A 16,918-nucleotide genomic window follows, 5' to 3' on the forward strand; every position below is an offset into this window, starting at 1 on the left:
ATGATTGATGCTCCTCTATTTATTATGCTTTTCCTGGACGGTTTCTGTGTATGTTGGAACATTGTACTCATGTACATGCCATTTGGAATCGATGAATTGAATATGACTCAGGCTGCAGTTGTCGAGCTTTGTCCGGAGCATATCGATTTCATCGCTGTACAACGACAATATGGATTTGATTGTCCTGGAGTGTGCGGTCAGCAGCACATATTGTCCTTCATACTGTCCATGGATATGTCTTAAAGCTTTCTCCACGCGGGCGGATAGTGCTTCGAACGTTTCAGCTCCGGGCAGTTCGCCATTCGGATACTTTTCTATGATGTCATCAATGTGGCTGCCTTCAAGCGTCCCGAAGTGCTGCTCTTTCAGCTCATCCATCGTATGGATCGGCAGCTGATGGTGCCGGTTGATGATTTCCGCTGTCCGGTAGGCGCGCCCAAGCGGACTTGAAACGATTGCATCGAAGGGTTCATCCTTCAATTTTTCGGCGGCACATTCCGCCTGGTATTCCCCTTCAGCGTTCAGAGGGATGTCTGAAGAACCCTGGAGCTTCCTCAAATGATTGTATTCTGTCAGGCCGTGTCTGACTAGGCAAATTCTGGTCATATTACACCTCATTAGTATTTTACATATATGATAACATGAGAATGAAATGATAGGTGAACCAAGAAACTTTTGTTAAAATGGAGCATAAGAGTGAAAAGTGATGGAGGGTGTGGACATTGAACAGAAAGATAGCGGTCATTTCCGATATCCATGGCAACCACCATGCGTTATCCAGCGTGATCGAGGATATGGAAAAGTTCGATATTGATGCGGTCTACTGCCTGGGGGATATCGTTTCCCTGGGGCACCAGACCAATGAAGTGCTGGAGCTGCTTGAAAGGATGGATAACCTTTCCGTCATCCGGGGCAACCATGATGAAGAGGTGGTGAAGGCGTTGCGGAATGTGCCTTCTGAAGTCACTGGCCCTGAGCATGACCATCATTTATGGGTGGCGGAGCATCTGGATTCAGATTATCATCAGTTTCTTGAGGAGCTGCCCCTCACTTTGGAGATGAAAGTGGAAGGCCGCAGCATCCTCCTCACCCATTACCACCTGGATGCGGATGCCGGCTACATCCCGATCGATCCGGACCCGTCTGTAGAAAGTCTCACGCACATCTATCAGGAGGGGACGCACGACCTTATCCTTTTTGGCCACGACCATATGAGATATCAATTTGAAATGGACCATCAAATCTTCCTGAATCCGGGACCATTGGGCGTCACATCGAAACCGTACGCACCCTATGCCATCATGGAAATCGAAGATGATGGGGCCATCCATATCATGCACAGGAACATCCATTACGACCGCGGTGCCTTCATTGATGGACTCAGGAAAGAAAATCCACCAGCGCTTGATTTCATATTGAATGTGCTGCTTAAGGAAAGAGGTTAGATCATGGAAATACGTCCGATAGAAATGCGGGATATTGAACAATTCCTCAATCTACTGCTGACACTGGAGGCAAACAGCAAAGATGATCTGTATGAGGAGCAGCCACTCAATATCTCTAATACGGAGTCACTCCTGTCGTCTGTATTGCAGAATGCAAAACGGCAGATTTTTGTCGCCATCGATCAGCAGAGGATGATGGGCTATATCAGCCTTTCGGGGAATCATAATGAAATGACGGTGCACCGGGCCAATGTATCCCTTGGTGTTCTGCAGACGGAACAGCAGAACAGCATAGGAAGGAATCTGTTGAATGCGGCCATCCACTGGGCGGAAGGAAACCGGATCCACCGCCTTGAGCTTTCCATCCGCGATGATTTTGAAGAAGAGATCGAGCTGTATACTGCGCTCGGATTCAAAAAGGAAGGCGAACGGATCGACGCACTGTTCATAGATGGAGAATACAGGAATGAAATATATTTATATAGACTGATCAACTGAAATGGTGGGGGAGACATATGAATCTGCAAAGTTTTTATATTGGTGATAAACATGCCGAAGTGACGATGATGCTTGGGGAAAGCGCAGTACATGAGAAGGAGGGCAGGCCTGCGGTCGTCATCTGTCCGGGTGGAAGCTACATGTATGTATCCGAAAGGGAAGCAGAACCTGTCGGGTATGAGTTTCTGGCGAAAGGATACCATGTGTTCATACTCAGGTACTCGACCATCGGTACGGCGATGAGGAGGGAGAACAGGCAGGCGAACAGGGACGAACTTTATCAGATCGCTTCCATGGTCGGAGAGGACGAGGTCCTCGGATCCGAGTTTCCGGGACCGCTGGTGGAACTGGCACAGACGATCACCTTCATCCGGGAAAACTGCCATGAGTTTAATGTGAATCCGGATCAGATCGGCACAGTCGGATTCTCTGCGGGCGGCCATCTGGCGGCGAGCCTTGGCGTACATTGGAATTCGGCATGGCTCAGTGCACTCACAGGACAGGAGCCAAGGTGGTACAGGCCGAATTTCCAGGTGCTGGCCTATCCGATTCTGGACTATATGCTGAATAGGGATATAGCCGAGGAACGGGGGATCGGGGATCCAAGGTATATGTCAACGGCTTCCAGAATGGTATTCGGCCACACTATCGAGGATGAAACCCTCGAACGTGCTGACCTCAAGGCCCATGTGTCAAAAGATACACCGCCCACCTTCCTCTGGCACACCGTTGAAGACAGACTCGTCTTTGTACAGAATACACTGGATTTTGCGAAGGCGCTCGAGAAATTTCAGGTACCGTGGGAGCTCCATACATTCAAGAGCGGCAGCCATGGCCTGAGTCTTGCCACAGAAGTGACCGGCAGGGAGGACGCACGTGCTTCCCAGTGGACAGGCCTCATGTTCAGCTGGCTTGATGAAGTGCTGAACAAAAATTAGAGGACGCTGCTTTCAGCGTCCTCTGGTATAGTTGATCTTGAATTGTGTGAATGTTTCGGTATGCCCGGGGTAGATGAACTGTATGAATTTGTCATCTTCTGAAGTTATTTCCTGAAAAATGTAGTCTGATTTATCAAATTCATTCACTTTATCATTCCGGATATACTTGAAATCCGTCCTGTCGTTCGTGCTGTCCTTAACCTTTACCAAGATTGCCATATGCACCAACTCCTCATTATGTATATATCCGCAGTACCCTGGACTCAAACGTGACATATTGAGCATATTATAAATAAAAAGGATGATTTGATGGATTTTAAGACGCTGCATCTCGGAGATCTGCCGGAATTGCTCTTTCTTCAGAACAAAGTATATGAAAGCCTGGAAGACAAGGAAGTGCTGCAGACACTGACAGAGCGGGAATTCAAGGAGATTATTGCACAGGGCTTCATAATCGGGGCCGTTGATGATGGGGAACTCGTGGCTTCCCGCTCCATGTATATCCCGACACCTGATGAGGAGGAGCATCTGGCGGACGATGTAGGCATTAAAGACAAGAAAAGTGTAATATACTCCGAAATCAGCTTCATTGCCCCTTCGCACAGAGGCGAAGGCCTCCAGACAAGGATGGGCAGGCAGCTGATTGAAATGGTCCGGGCGGATGGCAGATTCCAGGATGTCCTGACGACAGTAATGCCGGAGAACGTGCCGAGCCTCAAGGATAAATTCAGACTCGGTTTCAAGATAAGAAAGACTACATACAAATATAACGGAAAAAAGCGCCATGTAATGCATCTGAACCTTTCGCAGCCGTATGTACGGTCCGGCGAGGCGACATGGGTCCACTATACGGATACCGACTGGATGCTTGAAAATGGAGATGATTATGTAGGCAATGCGTTTGATGGAGAATATATATCCTATTACAGGAAATGAAAAGATGAGGAGCCGGTAGGAGACTACCAGTGCTCCTCATCTTTGATTTTCTGGTTGCTCCGTCCTTCGGTGCGCAGATTCCTGTAGAGGGCGATCATCATGAAGATCATTATGACGCCAAACGGCAGGGCTGTGATTGTTGCAATCGATTGGAGTCCATCCAGGCCGCCGCTCAGAAGCAGTACAGAAGCAATGGATGAGAGTAGGATACCCCATGTAATCAGCACTTTATTTGAAGGGTTGAGGTTGCCTTCAGATGTGAACACTCCCAGTACATAGGTCGCTGAATTTGCAGATGTGATGAAGAATATCGCAATCAGTACAAGGGCCATGATATTGAGGAGGATTGCACCAGGGAACTGGTCAAGCAGCAGGAACAGTCCCACTTCAGGCGTCTGCGTGACTGTATCCGACATTGAAGTCTGGCCGTCGAGCTCCATGAACAACCCGGAGCCGCCGAAAACCACGAACCATACCAGTGTACCAAGCGTGGGGATGATGAGCACCCCAAACATGAATTCACCCAATGTACGCCCCTTTGAAACACGGGCGATGAATGTGCCAACGAACGGGCTCCATGAAATGAGCCATGCCCAATAGAAAAGGGTCCAATTGCTCATCCAGGTATTATCTTCACTATAGGGGGTGGTGTTGAATGTCATTCCAAAAAGACCGCTGCCGTATCCCCCAATGGTTTTTGAAACATGTTCAATCAGATAGGTGGTGGGGCCCAGGATGAGTACAATGGATAGTAGAACCGCAGCGATGGCAAGGTTTGTTACACTCAGGTATTTCATGCCTTTGCTGATGCCTGTAACCACCGATAGGAGAAAGATTACGGTGACTCCCCCGATGATGATAAGCTGGCTGACATTGTTGTTGGGAAGACCGAATACGTGTTCAAGACCTACGCCGAATTGCATTGCACTCAGCCCAAATGAGGTGGCGATGCCTACAGTCGTAGCAAGTACGGCGATGATATCGATAGTTTTACCAGGCCACTTTGAGATGTAGGATCCAATCAGTGGATAGAAAGTTGAACTGATGAGGCCGGGAAGATCCTTTCTGAATTTGGCGAAGGCAAGACTGAGCGCAACGATGGAGTATATTGCCCATGGATGTATCCCCCAATGGAATACGCTGAGCACCAGGCTCTGTTCCGCTGCTGCCTGGGATTCGGGTTCAAGACCGGCAGGCGGGTTTGCAAAGTGGGAAAGGGGTTCTGCAGTCCCCCAGAATACGAGCCCTACACCCATGCCGGCAGCGAAAAGCATGCCGATCCACTGAAAATAAGTATACTCGGCTTCCTCATCCCGTTTCCCAAGTTTCATATTGCGGAAAGGGCCGACCCCGAGATAAAGGCAGAAGATGATGAACAGGGCGGTGGACAGGACATAGAACCATCCCAATTCTGCCGTAATGAAATCCATGATGTTGCCGGTAGTGGCAATCATACTGTCCGGCATGAAGACGCCCCAGATCACTACAGCCAGTACTATGATTGCTGAAATAGAGAGTACAGCATTATCTTTGAGCAGCCTGACGATTCCAGCCACAGAATCCCTCCTGTCATTTTTCGCATTTTAAATATATGTTACCCGCCGCTGCTGGAAACTAAAACTATTACAGCGCCTGGAGAGCCCCTGCAGATGTTTCCATTCGCTTAAAAAGGGTAGCGGATTGTAAAAACAGATCAAGGAGTGAGTATCATGATGAAACTTGAGGAAAGTGAATATCCAAATGTAGTATATGTCGAAGTGGATGGTAAAGTGACTGAGGAGGACGCTGAGAAATCAGAAGCCTTCATCAAAGAGCACTATGGAAATGAAAAGAAGCTCAATGCACTGGTCTATATTAAAGATATGGAAGGTGCAGATATTGGCGCCGTCCTGAAGGGCAGTGTCATTGATGTCAAGCATTGGGAACAATATGGGAAGTTTGCACTGATTGCGAACCCTGCCTGGATTGAAGGGGGCTCGACTGTTGCCGATCTCATGCCCGGTATAGAAGTGCGGCATTTCGATAAGGCCCAGATTGATAATGCCTGGGAATGGCTTCAGGAGTAGGGGTCAGGTACTGTACGTTGCAGCGGCCAAAAGATGACATCGAGTGCTTCGACATAGTGTGCGAGCACCGGGTCGCCTTCAATATCACCTGGCAGAAGTGAGTTGATCCCTCCGATTTCATACACCGCAGATGCACGGGACGGGTTCCAGGGCAGATGGTGGATGCCGACGTGGACGACGGTATCACCCACCGTGTTGAAGAGGTAGTAGCGCTCCAGGAGCCAGTAGTCGAGTGTGGCAAGCATCGGTTTTTCGGGCTTTGAAATGGATTTGTATTTCCCTTTGAAGTAGGCGGGTGCTCCGTGTTGACGCTGGCTGTGGTAATGGATCCATCCATTCCTTTCTTCCGCTTTCATACGCGCTTTATAGTAGGGCAGTGTGCCCATGCGGGCACCAATCACAGGAATGGCCTTTTCTGCATCCAGACTGAAGAAATATATTCCGGGTATGTTTTTGTGTCTCACATATGTCCTGACATTGAGTTCAAGGAAATCGTCGAAGTATGGAAATTTCGGCAGGCCCCTGAACTGCATATCCCGTACCTGAAAGGGGAAGACGGAGAGCCAGGCATAGCCGTCATATATATCAAGTTCAAGCTCCTTGGGCACATGGGGTGAAAGTTCATCCGGATCCACCGGAATGTGCATGCATAATAGTTTTTCCCATCGCTGATACAGTGTCCAGGGACCATGGGGCAATGGTGCGTTCCTATGTTCGGTGAAGTTCAGCAATTCCTGTTTCATGTTTTCCCTCCGTCCTTTTCTATTTGTATAGCCTTGAATCCTTCTGTTCAAACCATATGTTTCACCCTTATGATGCCGGGTAGAGATGGAATAGACTAAGATTAATAGAATGGAGGCGAAAGAGATGGAACATGTAAAGGCGTTACTGATTAAAGCTGTTATGACACTTGCTGTCTTATGGATTGTACTTGGCGCCGGATACGGCATGGACTTCTGGCCAATGATTCTGATTACGACTGTTGTTCTTGGAGTCATTTCCTACTTTGCAGGCGATCTTGGCATACTGCCGGCAGCAGGCAACATGGTCGCTACAATTTCCGACCTCGTTCTTACTTTTCTTGTAGTATGGCTGCTTGGCCTGTTGATGACTGATATATCAGGCGGCACAGTTGCAATGGCAGCTCTTATTTCTGCGGTTGTCATTGCCGTCGGAGAGTATCTGTTCCACATGTATATGCTGAAAAGCGGCCCCGTGGCACATGAAAGAGCAAACACTAAAGTTTGATGAGTACCGCATTTTAAAGGTTGCCATATTAACCCCGTGTGGCTGATAGAACAGCACCGGGGTTTTCTTGCTACGTATTCATTTAAAAAATATATCAGGAAAAAGGTGAAACCATGGAAGATATGCTTACTTATGTGGTCAAGCTCACGACCGGTCTGATCGGCGTCATCATCGTGATCAGGCTGCTCGGCAAGAAGGAAATGGCCCAGATTACACCCCTTGATTTTGTTTATGCGTTGATTCTCGGCAGCGTCGTCGAAGAGGCCCTGTACGAAACGACAATGCCATTCTATGAAATGCTTTTTGCGCTCGCTTATTGGGCACTGCTGATATACGTGATAGAAAAATTTGCATTGAAGAACGAGCGTTTCAGAAGAGTGATGAAAGGCAAACCTGAACTATTGATCAATGATGGCATCATCGATGTTAAAGTGATGGATAAGAATAACATGGATGTGGATGAAGTGCGTGAACTGTTGCGGATGCAGAAGATCTTTTCATTGAAAAGTGTCAAGTATGCAGTGCTTGAGAACAGCGGCATGCTGTCTGTCATACAATATGCGAGTGAAGAGCCCGCAGTCAGGAGGGACCTGAAGGGTGATGATGAATATGACGAGAACGAAGTCACCCATCTGTTCGTCGATGCCGGAAAAATAGAACATGAAGAGCTGAAGCGGGCTGGATTTGATGAGGAGTGGCTCCGGGAGAAGCTTGAAAAGGATACCGATTATGATGTCGATGAGGTATATTTTGCAGAATGGAACAGGAACACAGGATTTTTTGCTCAGGCCAAAGATAAATGATATGTGAAAATTCCAAAATAATTGAGTCTATTGTGTTACTATATTAAAAGGATTTTCTTGAGAATAAAAGTGAAAGGTGTTTTTAATATGACGCTTGACTCTCATATAGTGGAAGAAGTTGTTGAATTCAGAAGGCAGCTGCATAGGAATCCTGAACTGAGCGGAGAGGAACAGAAGACCTCACAGCGCATCCAGGAAAAACTGGATGCGCTTGGTGTGCCTTATGAGACCGGATTCGCAGGAACCGGCGTCCTTGGAATCATCGAAGGAGAGAAACCAGGGCCGACCATCGGGCTCAGGGCTGACATTGACGCGTTGCCGATCATGGAAAGTTCTGGTGAGGCATTTTCCTCTGAAAAGGATGGTGTGATGCATGCATGTGGCCATGATGCGCACACCGCGATGCTCTTCGGTACTGCGAAGTATCTGTTGCAGCGCCGTGATGAAATCGAAGGTAAAGTTCTGCTCGTTTTCCAGCCGGCTGAAGAGCAGTCGCCGACAGGCGGGTCGAAGCAGATGATGGAGGATGGCGTATTCGATGAACACGAGCCGGAGGTGCTGATTGCCCAGCATGTATGGCCTCAGCTGCCTGTTGGCCAGTTCGGGGTGATGGCCGGGCCGATTATGGGAAACTCAGACCGCTTTAAAATCAAAGTGACAGGGTCCGGCGGCCATGCCTCCATGCCGCACGACACCATTGACGCCATCGTCGCCGCCAACCAGATTGTGACCAGCCTGCAGACCATCGCCAGCCGGAATGCCAATCCATTCGACCCGGCAGTGGTCACGGTAGGGAAGTTCAATGCAGGATTTCAGTACAATGTCATTGCGGAAACGGCAGAACTGGAAGGCACCATCCGCACACAGAGTGACGAAATGAAGCAGAAGCTGAAGAGGCGGTTCTTCGAGATTGTGGAGAATGTCGCCGAAGCGATGGATGCCAAAGTCGATATTACTTATCTGGATGGATATCCTGCGACCGTCAATGACGCCGAATGGGCGGAACAGGTTCATTCCACAGTAAGCAGCATGTATGGGGAGACGGCCCTGCCAACATTGACACCAAGTCTCGGTGGAGAGGATTTCAGCAGGTTCCTGCAGAAATACCCGGGTGTCTACTACTGGCTCGGCAGCTCTGTTGGAGAAGGGCAGAAACCGTTGCACAATCCTTCATTCAGGTTCAATGAAGAGGCGATTCCCTACGGCATCGAAGCCATGACGCAAGTTGCGATCGATACGCTGCAGACACTCAAGAATAAAAGCTAGCTCTACATTGTCGCTTCCAATGTTATTCTGCACTGATTTAGACCATGACTTGCACTATAGTTAAAAACCAGCTTATCTTTTAATCTCCTGGTCTGGTGTAAGGTTGGAAGAATCGTCATCCACTTCCTCATTCTCCGTTCCAGGCGCCTCATATTCAGTAATCTCTTCGTCCTGCTCATCACCGAAGAAGAGGCCTGACCTGACATGATATAAAAAAACGAGTATGGCAATGAAAGCGATGAGAATCAGGCATCTATGGATGTCTGATTTTTTAGTTGCCTCATGTTGGCCTTTTGCCCCCGTCTGCCGCCTGGTCTTCTTATCTTCCTTTATCGACTCTTCGTCCTGGTTGTCATAAATGCTCCGGTCATCATCCCAGTTTATTCCTTATCATCAAACTGATCCCTCTTGCCATTCATCCAGACCCCCTTTGTGCTTTTTATGTTTTATTACATCTTTTTTTCAAATAAAAAAGCCGCAGAAGCGGCTTGATGATGATGAGAAGCTACATCCCTTCTTTTTCAAAACGGTCTATATCTTCGTTCCGGCCAATGATGATCAGAGTGTCCCCTTCATGTATGATTTCATCTATGGGGGGAGAGATATTGAATTCTGCTCCCCTCTGGATGCCGACAATCGTGCAGCCATACCTGACCCGGAGATTAAGTTTCTGGAGGGTAATGCCATCAATCTTGGGAGTCGCCTCAATCTCTACAATACTGTACTGATCCGACAGTTCTATGAAATCAATCATCTTATCGGAGACGATGTGCTTTGCAATCCGCTTGGCCACATCATGGGAGGGCTGTATCACCCGGTCCACGCCGATCTTTTCCAGAACTTTGGTATGGTGGGCATTCTGGGATTTCGTCCATACTTTGGGAACCCCCATATCCTTTAGAAGGAGGGAGGTCAGTATGCTCGCCTGAAGGTCGTCACCGAAGGAAACAAAAGCATGATTGACATTTCTGACCCCCATATCATTCAAAGTCGTTTCGTCAATCTGGGAAATGCGCACCGCGTAAGTTGCCAGGTCGGAATATGCCTTGACCTTGTCCTCATCCTTATCGACAGCGATGACCTCTATCCCACTATCGTGGAACGCTTTAACAAGTGTGCCGCCGAATCGTCCCAGGCCGAACACCGCAAAAGATTTTTCCATGCCTTCTCCTCCAGTTCTCATATTGGTTTCCCTATTCGACAGTCATCTTACTCCCACCATGTGCTTTTGTAAAGGAAAATTTCATGATGCGGTCGCTAAGTGAAAAATATAAATAAAAGGCTTCTGAAAAATAATTTTTGGCCAACGGTTTTTGAGATCTACAACTGTCCAGGTATACTTCCTTATCGTCAGCAATATGTTCCATTTTGCAGAATATGCATCTGCCTAGACACAGGACGACTATTCTATATCATTTCTGGAAATGGTGGATAAGAACCTCCACCGAGCGATACAGATTTAGCTCTTTTTAATTTTTAATGGCTCGAATTCTATGAGATAGCCGTCATATTTTACATAGGATCCAAACTGCCGCTTGTAATCCTCAATCGCTTCCTCAAAGTAGCTTCTGTCAATCTCAAGGTGCAGACACATCGCATACAGGTCTCCCCAGTGTCCTTTTTCATAGCAGTCGATCAGACTCTCCAGAGGCAGGACGAGTTTTATTCCGACGCGGCGCGCACGGATTTCCTGCCTCATGTTGTTGATGTCCTTATAGTTGGTGATATGCCCACTCGATGTATAGTAGTGTCCGATCTCTTCGGCGAGCACCGCTACATTTTTGTAGTAGTCATTATTTGCGTTAAGCCGTATATTGTCATCGTAGTATAGACCATCCAGACTTTTGGGCATGAGATGGTCATGCATAATATTTACTTCCGGAACACGTGAAATCAATCTTTCAAGCTGTTGCACCTTATCACCTTACTTGCCTTTATGCTGGGATTTGATAAACTCGATATACTTTACGATATCATCCATCTCTTCTTCGGTAACATCGTCGTCAATGTGCGCGGCGATGGTGTTGATGGGGGCTGTTTCAGTTTCTTTTTCTTCAGTCCATCCCATCAGGAATGCTGGGGTGGTTCTCAACTTCTCAGCAATCTTCTTCAGTGTAACTGCAGGCATCTTTTCTATATCGCCCCTTTCATATCTGAAGATTGTTGCCCTCGAGACCCCCACAAAGTTCGCAAGCGCATCAGCAGAAACGTCCAACTCTTTCCGTCGATGTCTAATTCTTTCCCCTACATCCATGGTTTTATCCTCCCCGGATTACCCTTAATTTATACTTGTATTATATATATATTGTTGCAGTTACGCAACTACATACGTCGCATTTATGCAATTTATTTATTGACATCACTTCATGTTATGTTACTATTTAATCATTAAGTCGCATAAACGCGATTAAAGGGGAGGTATAAAAAATGGTGGATACATTAAAGCTTAAAGAACTTCTGATCGAGAAAAATATGACGCAGGAAAAAGTGGCTGCAGCCATTGGAATGGATTGCTCTACATTCTCCAGAAAATTGGATAATAGGGGAGATTTATTCACCATTGGGAAGATCCAAAAGATGGTGGAGACAATTCCTTTGTCGAAGGAGGAGGCAGCATCTATTTTTTTAACATTATAGTCGCATAAACGCGATTATATGAACTTATGAAGACAATGAAAGAGAGGCAAGGGCAAGAACGTTCTGGAATAGACCGGTGTGACAAGGAATATTCCAAGACAAATTGAGCATGAATCGGAGGCATTCAATATGGAGAACCATCCAAGCTATTTTGGTTTCATTACTGCCGATGTGCGGTATGATCCAGACCTTACTGGTGATGAAAAGATATTATATGCAGAAATCACTGCACTATCGAATAAGCACGGCTACTGCTACGCAACCAATGACTACTTTTCCAATCTCTTCAGCGTAACGGACGTTACCGTTTCCCGGCGGCTGAAGAGATTGAAGAAAAGGGGGTACATCAGCATCATCTATAAAAGAAATGGCACTGTTGTAACGAACAGGAAGATATACCCGTTGACGCAGACGGCAACGGCTGTTGATCATCCTGATAATGGACCGTTATCAGACGGGGCACCGGCCGTTAACGGAACGGTTAAAGAGAATAGTATAACTGATAATAATATAACCAGGAATAGTATAAACAATAAAGAACATGCGCGCTTTGAAGACTTCTATACCCTCTACGACAAGAAGAAGGCGAGGCCAAAAGCTTCCAAGGCGTTTGGGAGGGCCATCAGGAATCATGATTGGGAGACCATCAGGACCGGGACCATCGCCTACCTCAAGAGCATCAAAGCGGAGGATGGACGATTCCAGGCATATCCCGCCACCTTCCTGAATGAAGAGCGGTTCCTGGATGATCACGAATATGTCAAAGGCAATCTGTATGAAGCGGACGGCAAAAAAGCTTCAGAAGGTGAAGACGCCTTTCTGAGTGGATTGTAGGTGATTCCATGAATTATGAAGAAGCAAAAGAAGTGCTGGGCCGCATCAAATCCTATTATCCATCCTTCCTCAATGATGCAGATATCATAACGAAGCAGGCATGGGTGTACCAGATCATGAAAGGCGACCGCCACATGACGGTGGCCAAGCTTGATGATTACGCGACCAAAGAAGTTTTTCCGCCAAAACTGGCACACATTGTGTACATCAGGGAAATGCACAGTGATGACCATATGCAGGCAGATATTGAACGGGTCGAGCGTGAAAAGGCAGACCCAAGGCTGGCGCGTGAACGGAAGGAAAAATTGGAAAAACTCCAGGCAATGCTCAAGGGAGGTGCTGGTAATGAATGATTTCTCACGATTTACCGAGGTGGAATACTTCGAGAAGACCGTGCTCGCCAAAGCACTCCATTTCCCGGCTCTCAGAAGACGGCTGAGACTGGAGCCGGAATACTTCGAAAATGAAAAGCATGGTGCATTGGCCACCCGGCTGCTCAGTGATCCTGAATTTGATAAACAGCAGCTCATCAGTGAGTCGGTGAAATCTCCAGAAGTATATGGGGACTACGAATTCGTGAAACAGATTGTCTACATGGATGTGCCCACCGACAAGGGCTTCATGTTCGATCAGGAGCAGGTGGCAGAACACTACAAGCATCGGGAACTCGATAAAGCCATAAAGCAGTATACGAATGAACCGGGCCTTGCCGGCCGCATGTATATCCGCAACCGGATCGACAAGTTGGAGAAGATCGACCTGGTGCAGGAGGATAGGAAGTGCGACACACTGAAGAACATATTCGACAGCCTGTACAACGAAGATTCAGCGTCCATCATCAAGACGGGCCTGGCATCCCTGGACAGCCTCATATCCGGAGTTTCATCAAAGCAATTGATTCTGGTGGGTGCAAGACCGTCAATGGGCAAGACGGCCCTGGCACTTCAGATGGCCCAAAATATGCAGAGTGAACAGAATGAAATCATATTCTTCTCTGCAGAGACAACAGAGATCAGTGTAACGCAGCGCATCCTTGCAGCATCGACAGGGGTCAATCTCACCAAATTCAAGGAACCGAGCAGGATGATGACCAATGAAGAGATCGACAAAGTCATTGACGGCATCAAATGCTATCAAGCCTCGAACATCAAAATAATGGATGATGCGAGTGTCACAACGAACAGGGTGAAGACTGCCGCCAATAACATACCGGAAGGGAGGCGGGGGATCATCTTCATCGATTATATCCAGCTTATGCAATCAGATGTCAGGTTGCGTGACCGCCGGGCGGAACTCGAAGAGGTTTCGAGGGAACTGAAGATTATCGCAAAAGACATGGATGTGACCATCATTGCCTTGTCCCAGCTCTCCCGTGCGAATGATGCCAGACAGGATAAGCGGCCGGTACTGAGCGACCTCAGGGAGACCGGACAGTTGGAACAGGATGCAGACATGGTGTTCTTCTGCCATAGGGAGGACTACTATATCCGGAATGGAGGAAATCCTTCAGAAGGCAGCCGGATGGAAATCATTGTTGCCAAGAACAAGGATGGACCGACGGGCACGGCACTCACCACATTCCAACGCCACAATCAGACGATCTCCGGGAATTAGACTGATGGAAATTATCGATCAGCTTGAAGTCTTTGAGAAGACAATAGACGAAGCGTCCCAAGCATTTGGCGGAGAAGCTGCAGTCAGGCTGTTTACAGTGTACAGGGAGGTTCTGCTCTATCTTCTGGAGACCAACAGACTGGAGATTACTGACGATTTTGAACAGTTTTGGGACTATGTCAAAAACTATACACCCGGGGCACTCTACAGGGTGGCCAGATACCATCGTAAAAAGCATGGGCAGCCGGTATTGGGGTACGGGCAACCGGTATTCCATATCAAAGAGGATACCTTGAATGATTAATAAGGCGAGGGGGGCGTTTGAAAATGAATCGGAAAGAACCGCGAATGGATCCTGATCCACAGGACCATAAGAATATTCTGCAGAAAGTGAAAACATTGTTGAACAAATAAATGGAGGGTTATAGATGTCACTGATAAAAATTGAGGATCTGGATACCAATGCGACACGCAATGCTGTCCATAATTTCATTAATGAGTACCACCAGCTGCTCCACCTGTCCCCTTTGAGGGAAGAGCCGTCCGTAACACAATCCTTCAGCTTCATTCCACCGACGACCAACCGCAGCCTGAACAATGTCGAACAGGCAGCCAGCAGGAACATCAAGCGGCAGGAGCTGATGGAAAGACGGGAAGAGGTCATGGATCGGATGCATGAAGCAGTGGAATGCCTGAAGCCGAATGAGCGGTATATTATCGTATACAAATACCTTCAGGAGGAGAAGATGATGGATGTGGAGCTCTATACGGAACTCGGCATCAGCCGGACGAAGTACTACGAGCTGAAGAACGATGCCATTGTGAGGCTGGCCTTCTTCCTGGGACTCGAAGTCTACAGGAAAGGCGGCGGAGAGACGTGAATTTTGTCGAAACCGTAATGAGTGTGTACCTTTTCCGAACTTCATCCGTACCATTCATGTACGGCAGATGGACACATTCAGCCTCGTAAGGCATTACAATTGTATTGTAGGAATCTATAGATAGGTTGCTGCACATACTCATCCTTCTACCGATAAAGGGGATGAAACATCACATAGTAACTGAGGTCGGCCGCAGGCCGGCCTTTTCTATTGGAAGGAGGGAGGATATATCACAGACATGGAAGAGGGGAGGGATGCAATGCCGAATGAGGACAAGGATATCGCAATACGGATTTTTGACAGGCTTGGTCAGATTGACGGCAAATTAAGCGGATTGGAACAGATCAGGCAGCGTGCTGATGACGCCTATGACAAATCGAATACGGCTTTCGGCATGGCAGAAGCTACAGAGGAAAATCTCAAAGACCTGAAGACAACATTGAAGTGGGTTGCCGGCTTTGCATCAGGAATTCTCGTGCCTTTCATCATATTCGTATTGGGATTCATATTCATGTGATGAAAGGAGGCGGGAAATGACACAGAACAAAGTTAAGCAGCTGGTGGCAATGATTGGTGGATTTTTGGGTGCCCTCTTCCTTGCACTTCAAGGGATGGGGATTCATCTTGACTGGTTCAATCAGGAAATGATCGACCTATGGATGCAGGTGTTGATGACAGCGATACCACTCGCTTTCGCATTCTATGGCATCTGGAAGAATACTTTCATCGTCACCAGAAAAGCACGCAGGCAGGAAGAAGAATTGAATAAGCAGGGTTTGAAGTAGGACGTCTCAAAAATTGAGGGGTCTTTTTATTATGAAAAAGGAGAGGATTATTTATGACATTGAAAATTGGAGTTTCAAGAGGACACGGAAAGTACACGGCAGGCAAGCGTTCACCGGCAGGAGAAAGAGAATGGTATTTTAATGATCCAGTGGCGGATGCGTTTATGGAGATGATGGGAAATTATGATGATGTGGAAATCATCGAAGTATCAGACCCGATAGGCGAAGTGGATACGCCACTGACAACACGCACCGACTTTGCGAACCAAAATAAGGTCGATGTATATATCGCATTTCACCACAATGCCTACCAGGGGGTATGGTTCAATGGTGGCGGATCAGAGGTGCATGTCAGACCATATGCACCGCAGTCATACGAGCTTGCTTCGATTGTCGCACCATTGGTTTCAAAAGCGATGGGCATCACGAATCGGGGTGTGAAAGTCACCAATCTTCACGAAACACGCGAGCCCCATCAGCTTGCGATACTCGTCGAAGGTGGATTCATGGATTCAAACCAGGATATTGTGGCAATGAGGGACAAAAACAAACTCAAAGCACAGGGCGAAGCCGTCGCACGCGGTGTGGCGGAATACTTTGGACTCAATATGATTTCCGCACCTGCGCCAAAAGCAACCCCTTATACAATTGGAGAATGGAAGACAAACGCATATGGCACGCAATGGATCGAAGCACGCGGTACGTTCACTGTAGGCGGCACGCGCATCATGTCACGCTTCGGCAGTCCATTCCTGTCAGCACCGGAGGGTGGATATGCCAATCCGGGATGGTCCACGGAATATGTGGAACTCATGCGCCAGGATGGCCACGTCTGGATCGGCTACTACGTCAACGGCAGGTATAAGACGCTGCCCGTCAAGACGTGGAATCCCACAACCGGCATCGTCGGAGCAGACTGGGGTACGTTCAGCTAAAGCCAACTAGGAATGAATATAATATATCACCT

The 16,918-nt window shown here is 47.6% G+C and carries 24 protein-coding genes; 17 read left to right on the top strand and 7 right to left on the bottom strand.

The features are described from left to right. Nucleotides 1-15: 15 nt before the first annotated feature. Entirely contained in the window at nucleotides 16-606 is a 591-nt protein-coding gene (locus BO53_RS0100790; protein ID WP_031544423.1) for a histidine phosphatase family protein, read from the bottom strand. Nucleotides 607-722: 116 nt separating this feature from the next. Between BO53_RS0100790 and BO53_RS0100795 the strand changes: the two genes are divergently transcribed. From BO53_RS0100795 to BO53_RS0100805, 3 genes are read left to right on the top strand one after another with little or no spacing between them, the layout of a single operon-like run. After that, the gene (locus BO53_RS0100795) at nucleotides 723-1,445 is read left to right on the top strand and encodes a metallophosphoesterase family protein (RefSeq protein ID WP_031544425.1); all 723 of its coding nucleotides are present in this window, start codon (nucleotides 723-725) and stop codon (nucleotides 1,443-1,445) included. Between the two features lie 3 nt (nucleotides 1,446-1,448). Beyond that, on the top strand, nucleotides 1,449-1,943 hold the full coding sequence (locus BO53_RS0100800; protein WP_156956069.1) for a GNAT family N-acetyltransferase: 495 nt from the start codon (nucleotides 1,449-1,451) through the stop codon (nucleotides 1,941-1,943). 17 nt (nucleotides 1,944-1,960) lie between these two features. Continuing rightward, complete coding sequence (locus BO53_RS0100805; RefSeq protein ID WP_051682956.1) at nucleotides 1,961-2,881, top strand: alpha/beta hydrolase; 921 nt, start codon at nucleotides 1,961-1,963, stop codon at nucleotides 2,879-2,881. 12 nt (nucleotides 2,882-2,893) lie between these two features. Here BO53_RS0100805 and BO53_RS0100810 read toward each other — a convergent pair whose 3' ends face one another. Further along, nucleotides 2,894-3,100 (bottom strand): hypothetical protein, encoded by a 207-nt coding sequence (locus BO53_RS0100810; protein ID WP_031544430.1) that lies wholly within the window; start codon nucleotides 3,098-3,100, stop codon nucleotides 2,894-2,896. A 90-nt stretch (nucleotides 3,101-3,190) separates the two neighbouring features. Here BO53_RS0100810 and BO53_RS0100815 point away from each other — a divergent pair, with 90 nt between their 5' ends. Next, nucleotides 3,191-3,817 carry a GNAT family N-acetyltransferase gene (locus BO53_RS0100815; protein WP_031544432.1) on the top strand — a complete coding sequence of 209 codons (627 nt, stop codon included), beginning with the start codon at nucleotides 3,191-3,193 and terminating at the stop codon, nucleotides 3,815-3,817. Between the two features lie 23 nt (nucleotides 3,818-3,840). On the opposite strand, the gene BO53_RS0100820 is transcribed toward BO53_RS0100815, so the two are convergent. Continuing rightward, nucleotides 3,841-5,373 carry a BCCT family transporter gene (locus tag BO53_RS0100820; RefSeq protein ID WP_245608164.1) on the bottom strand — a complete coding sequence of 511 codons (1,533 nt, stop codon included), beginning with the start codon at nucleotides 5,371-5,373 and terminating at the stop codon, nucleotides 3,841-3,843. Nucleotides 5,374-5,526: 153 nt separating this feature from the next. Between BO53_RS0100820 and BO53_RS0100825 the strand changes: the two genes are divergently transcribed. Then, entirely contained in the window at nucleotides 5,527-5,883 is a 357-nt protein-coding gene (locus tag BO53_RS0100825; protein WP_031544438.1) for a SpoIIAA family protein, read from the top strand. Here the strand turns inward: BO53_RS0100825 and BO53_RS0100830 are convergent. Next, nucleotides 5,874-6,626, bottom strand: a complete 753-nt coding sequence (locus BO53_RS0100830; RefSeq protein WP_031544440.1) for a YqjF family protein — start codon at nucleotides 6,624-6,626, stop codon at nucleotides 5,874-5,876. The genes BO53_RS0100825 and BO53_RS0100830 overlap by 10 nt on opposite strands. 124 nt (nucleotides 6,627-6,750) lie before the next feature. Here BO53_RS0100830 and BO53_RS0100835 point away from each other — a divergent pair, with 124 nt between their 5' ends. The 3 genes from BO53_RS0100835 (at nucleotide 6,751) to BO53_RS0100845 (ending at nucleotide 9,200) form a co-directional block, all read left to right on the top strand. Next, a complete protein-coding gene (locus BO53_RS0100835) occupies nucleotides 6,751-7,131 on the top strand; it encodes a YndM family protein (protein WP_031544442.1) in 381 nt (126 codons plus the stop codon). 113 nt (nucleotides 7,132-7,244) lie between these two features. Continuing rightward, nucleotides 7,245-7,934 carry a DUF421 domain-containing protein gene (locus BO53_RS0100840; protein ID WP_031544444.1) on the top strand — a complete coding sequence of 230 codons (690 nt, stop codon included), beginning with the start codon at nucleotides 7,245-7,247 and terminating at the stop codon, nucleotides 7,932-7,934. Nucleotides 7,935-8,021: 87 nt separating this feature from the next. Continuing rightward, nucleotides 8,022-9,200 carry a M20 metallopeptidase family protein gene (locus BO53_RS0100845; protein ID WP_031544446.1) on the top strand — a complete coding sequence of 393 codons (1,179 nt, stop codon included), beginning with the start codon at nucleotides 8,022-8,024 and terminating at the stop codon, nucleotides 9,198-9,200. Between the two features lie 505 nt (nucleotides 9,201-9,705). On the opposite strand, the gene BO53_RS0100850 is transcribed toward BO53_RS0100845, so the two are convergent. The 3 genes from BO53_RS0100850 to BO53_RS0100860 form a co-directional block, all read right to left on the bottom strand. Next, a complete protein-coding gene (locus BO53_RS0100850) occupies nucleotides 9,706-10,362 on the bottom strand; it encodes a potassium channel family protein (protein WP_031544448.1) in 657 nt (218 codons plus the stop codon). Between the two features lie 297 nt (nucleotides 10,363-10,659). Further along, nucleotides 10,660-11,067 carry an ImmA/IrrE family metallo-endopeptidase gene (locus BO53_RS0100855; protein WP_245608165.1) on the bottom strand — a complete coding sequence of 136 codons (408 nt, stop codon included), beginning with the start codon at nucleotides 11,065-11,067 and terminating at the stop codon, nucleotides 10,660-10,662. Between the two features lie 57 nt (nucleotides 11,068-11,124). Continuing rightward, complete coding sequence (locus BO53_RS0100860; RefSeq protein ID WP_051682957.1) at nucleotides 11,125-11,454, bottom strand: helix-turn-helix domain-containing protein; 330 nt, start codon at nucleotides 11,452-11,454, stop codon at nucleotides 11,125-11,127. Between the two features lie 173 nt (nucleotides 11,455-11,627). On the opposite strand from BO53_RS0100860, the gene BO53_RS0100865 reads away from it, so the two are divergent. From BO53_RS0100865 to BO53_RS13530, 9 genes are all read left to right on the top strand, one after another. Next, entirely contained in the window at nucleotides 11,628-11,837 is a 210-nt protein-coding gene (locus tag BO53_RS0100865) for a helix-turn-helix domain-containing protein (protein ID WP_031544454.1), read from the top strand. Nucleotides 11,838-11,966: 129 nt separating this feature from the next. Beyond that, entirely contained in the window at nucleotides 11,967-12,671 is a 705-nt protein-coding gene (locus BO53_RS0100870; RefSeq protein ID WP_031544457.1) for a helix-turn-helix domain-containing protein, read from the top strand. A gap of 8 nt (nucleotides 12,672-12,679) precedes the next feature. Continuing rightward, entirely contained in the window at nucleotides 12,680-13,024 is a 345-nt protein-coding gene (locus BO53_RS13985; RefSeq protein ID WP_031544459.1) for a hypothetical protein, read from the top strand. Beyond that, nucleotides 13,017-14,285 carry a DnaB-like helicase C-terminal domain-containing protein gene (locus BO53_RS13525; protein WP_051682958.1) on the top strand — a complete coding sequence of 423 codons (1,269 nt, stop codon included), beginning with the start codon at nucleotides 13,017-13,019 and terminating at the stop codon, nucleotides 14,283-14,285. Before BO53_RS13985 ends, BO53_RS13525 begins: the two co-directional genes overlap by 8 nt. Nucleotides 14,286-14,289: 4 nt before the next feature. Next, nucleotides 14,290-14,589: a hypothetical protein gene (locus BO53_RS0100885; protein WP_031544463.1), complete on the top strand. Its 300-nt coding sequence runs from the start codon at nucleotides 14,290-14,292 to the stop codon at nucleotides 14,587-14,589. Between the two features lie 124 nt (nucleotides 14,590-14,713). Next, complete coding sequence (locus BO53_RS0100895; protein ID WP_031544465.1) at nucleotides 14,714-15,166, top strand: ArpU family phage packaging/lysis transcriptional regulator; 453 nt, start codon at nucleotides 14,714-14,716, stop codon at nucleotides 15,164-15,166. 259 nt (nucleotides 15,167-15,425) lie between these two features. Next, nucleotides 15,426-15,683, top strand: a complete 258-nt coding sequence (locus BO53_RS0100900) for a hemolysin XhlA family protein (protein ID WP_169738718.1) — start codon at nucleotides 15,426-15,428, stop codon at nucleotides 15,681-15,683. 16 nt (nucleotides 15,684-15,699) lie between these two features. Next, complete coding sequence (locus BO53_RS0100905) at nucleotides 15,700-15,951, top strand: phage holin (RefSeq protein ID WP_031544469.1); 252 nt, start codon at nucleotides 15,700-15,702, stop codon at nucleotides 15,949-15,951. Nucleotides 15,952-16,004: 53 nt separating this feature from the next. Then, nucleotides 16,005-16,886 carry an N-acetylmuramoyl-L-alanine amidase gene (locus BO53_RS13530; protein ID WP_051682959.1) on the top strand — a complete coding sequence of 294 codons (882 nt, stop codon included), beginning with the start codon at nucleotides 16,005-16,007 and terminating at the stop codon, nucleotides 16,884-16,886. Nucleotides 16,887-16,918 lie beyond the last annotated feature (32 nt).

The organism is Salinicoccus luteus DSM 17002 (assembly GCF_000712035.1).
Lineage (GTDB): Bacteria > Bacillota > Bacilli > Staphylococcales > Salinicoccaceae > Salinicoccus > Salinicoccus luteus.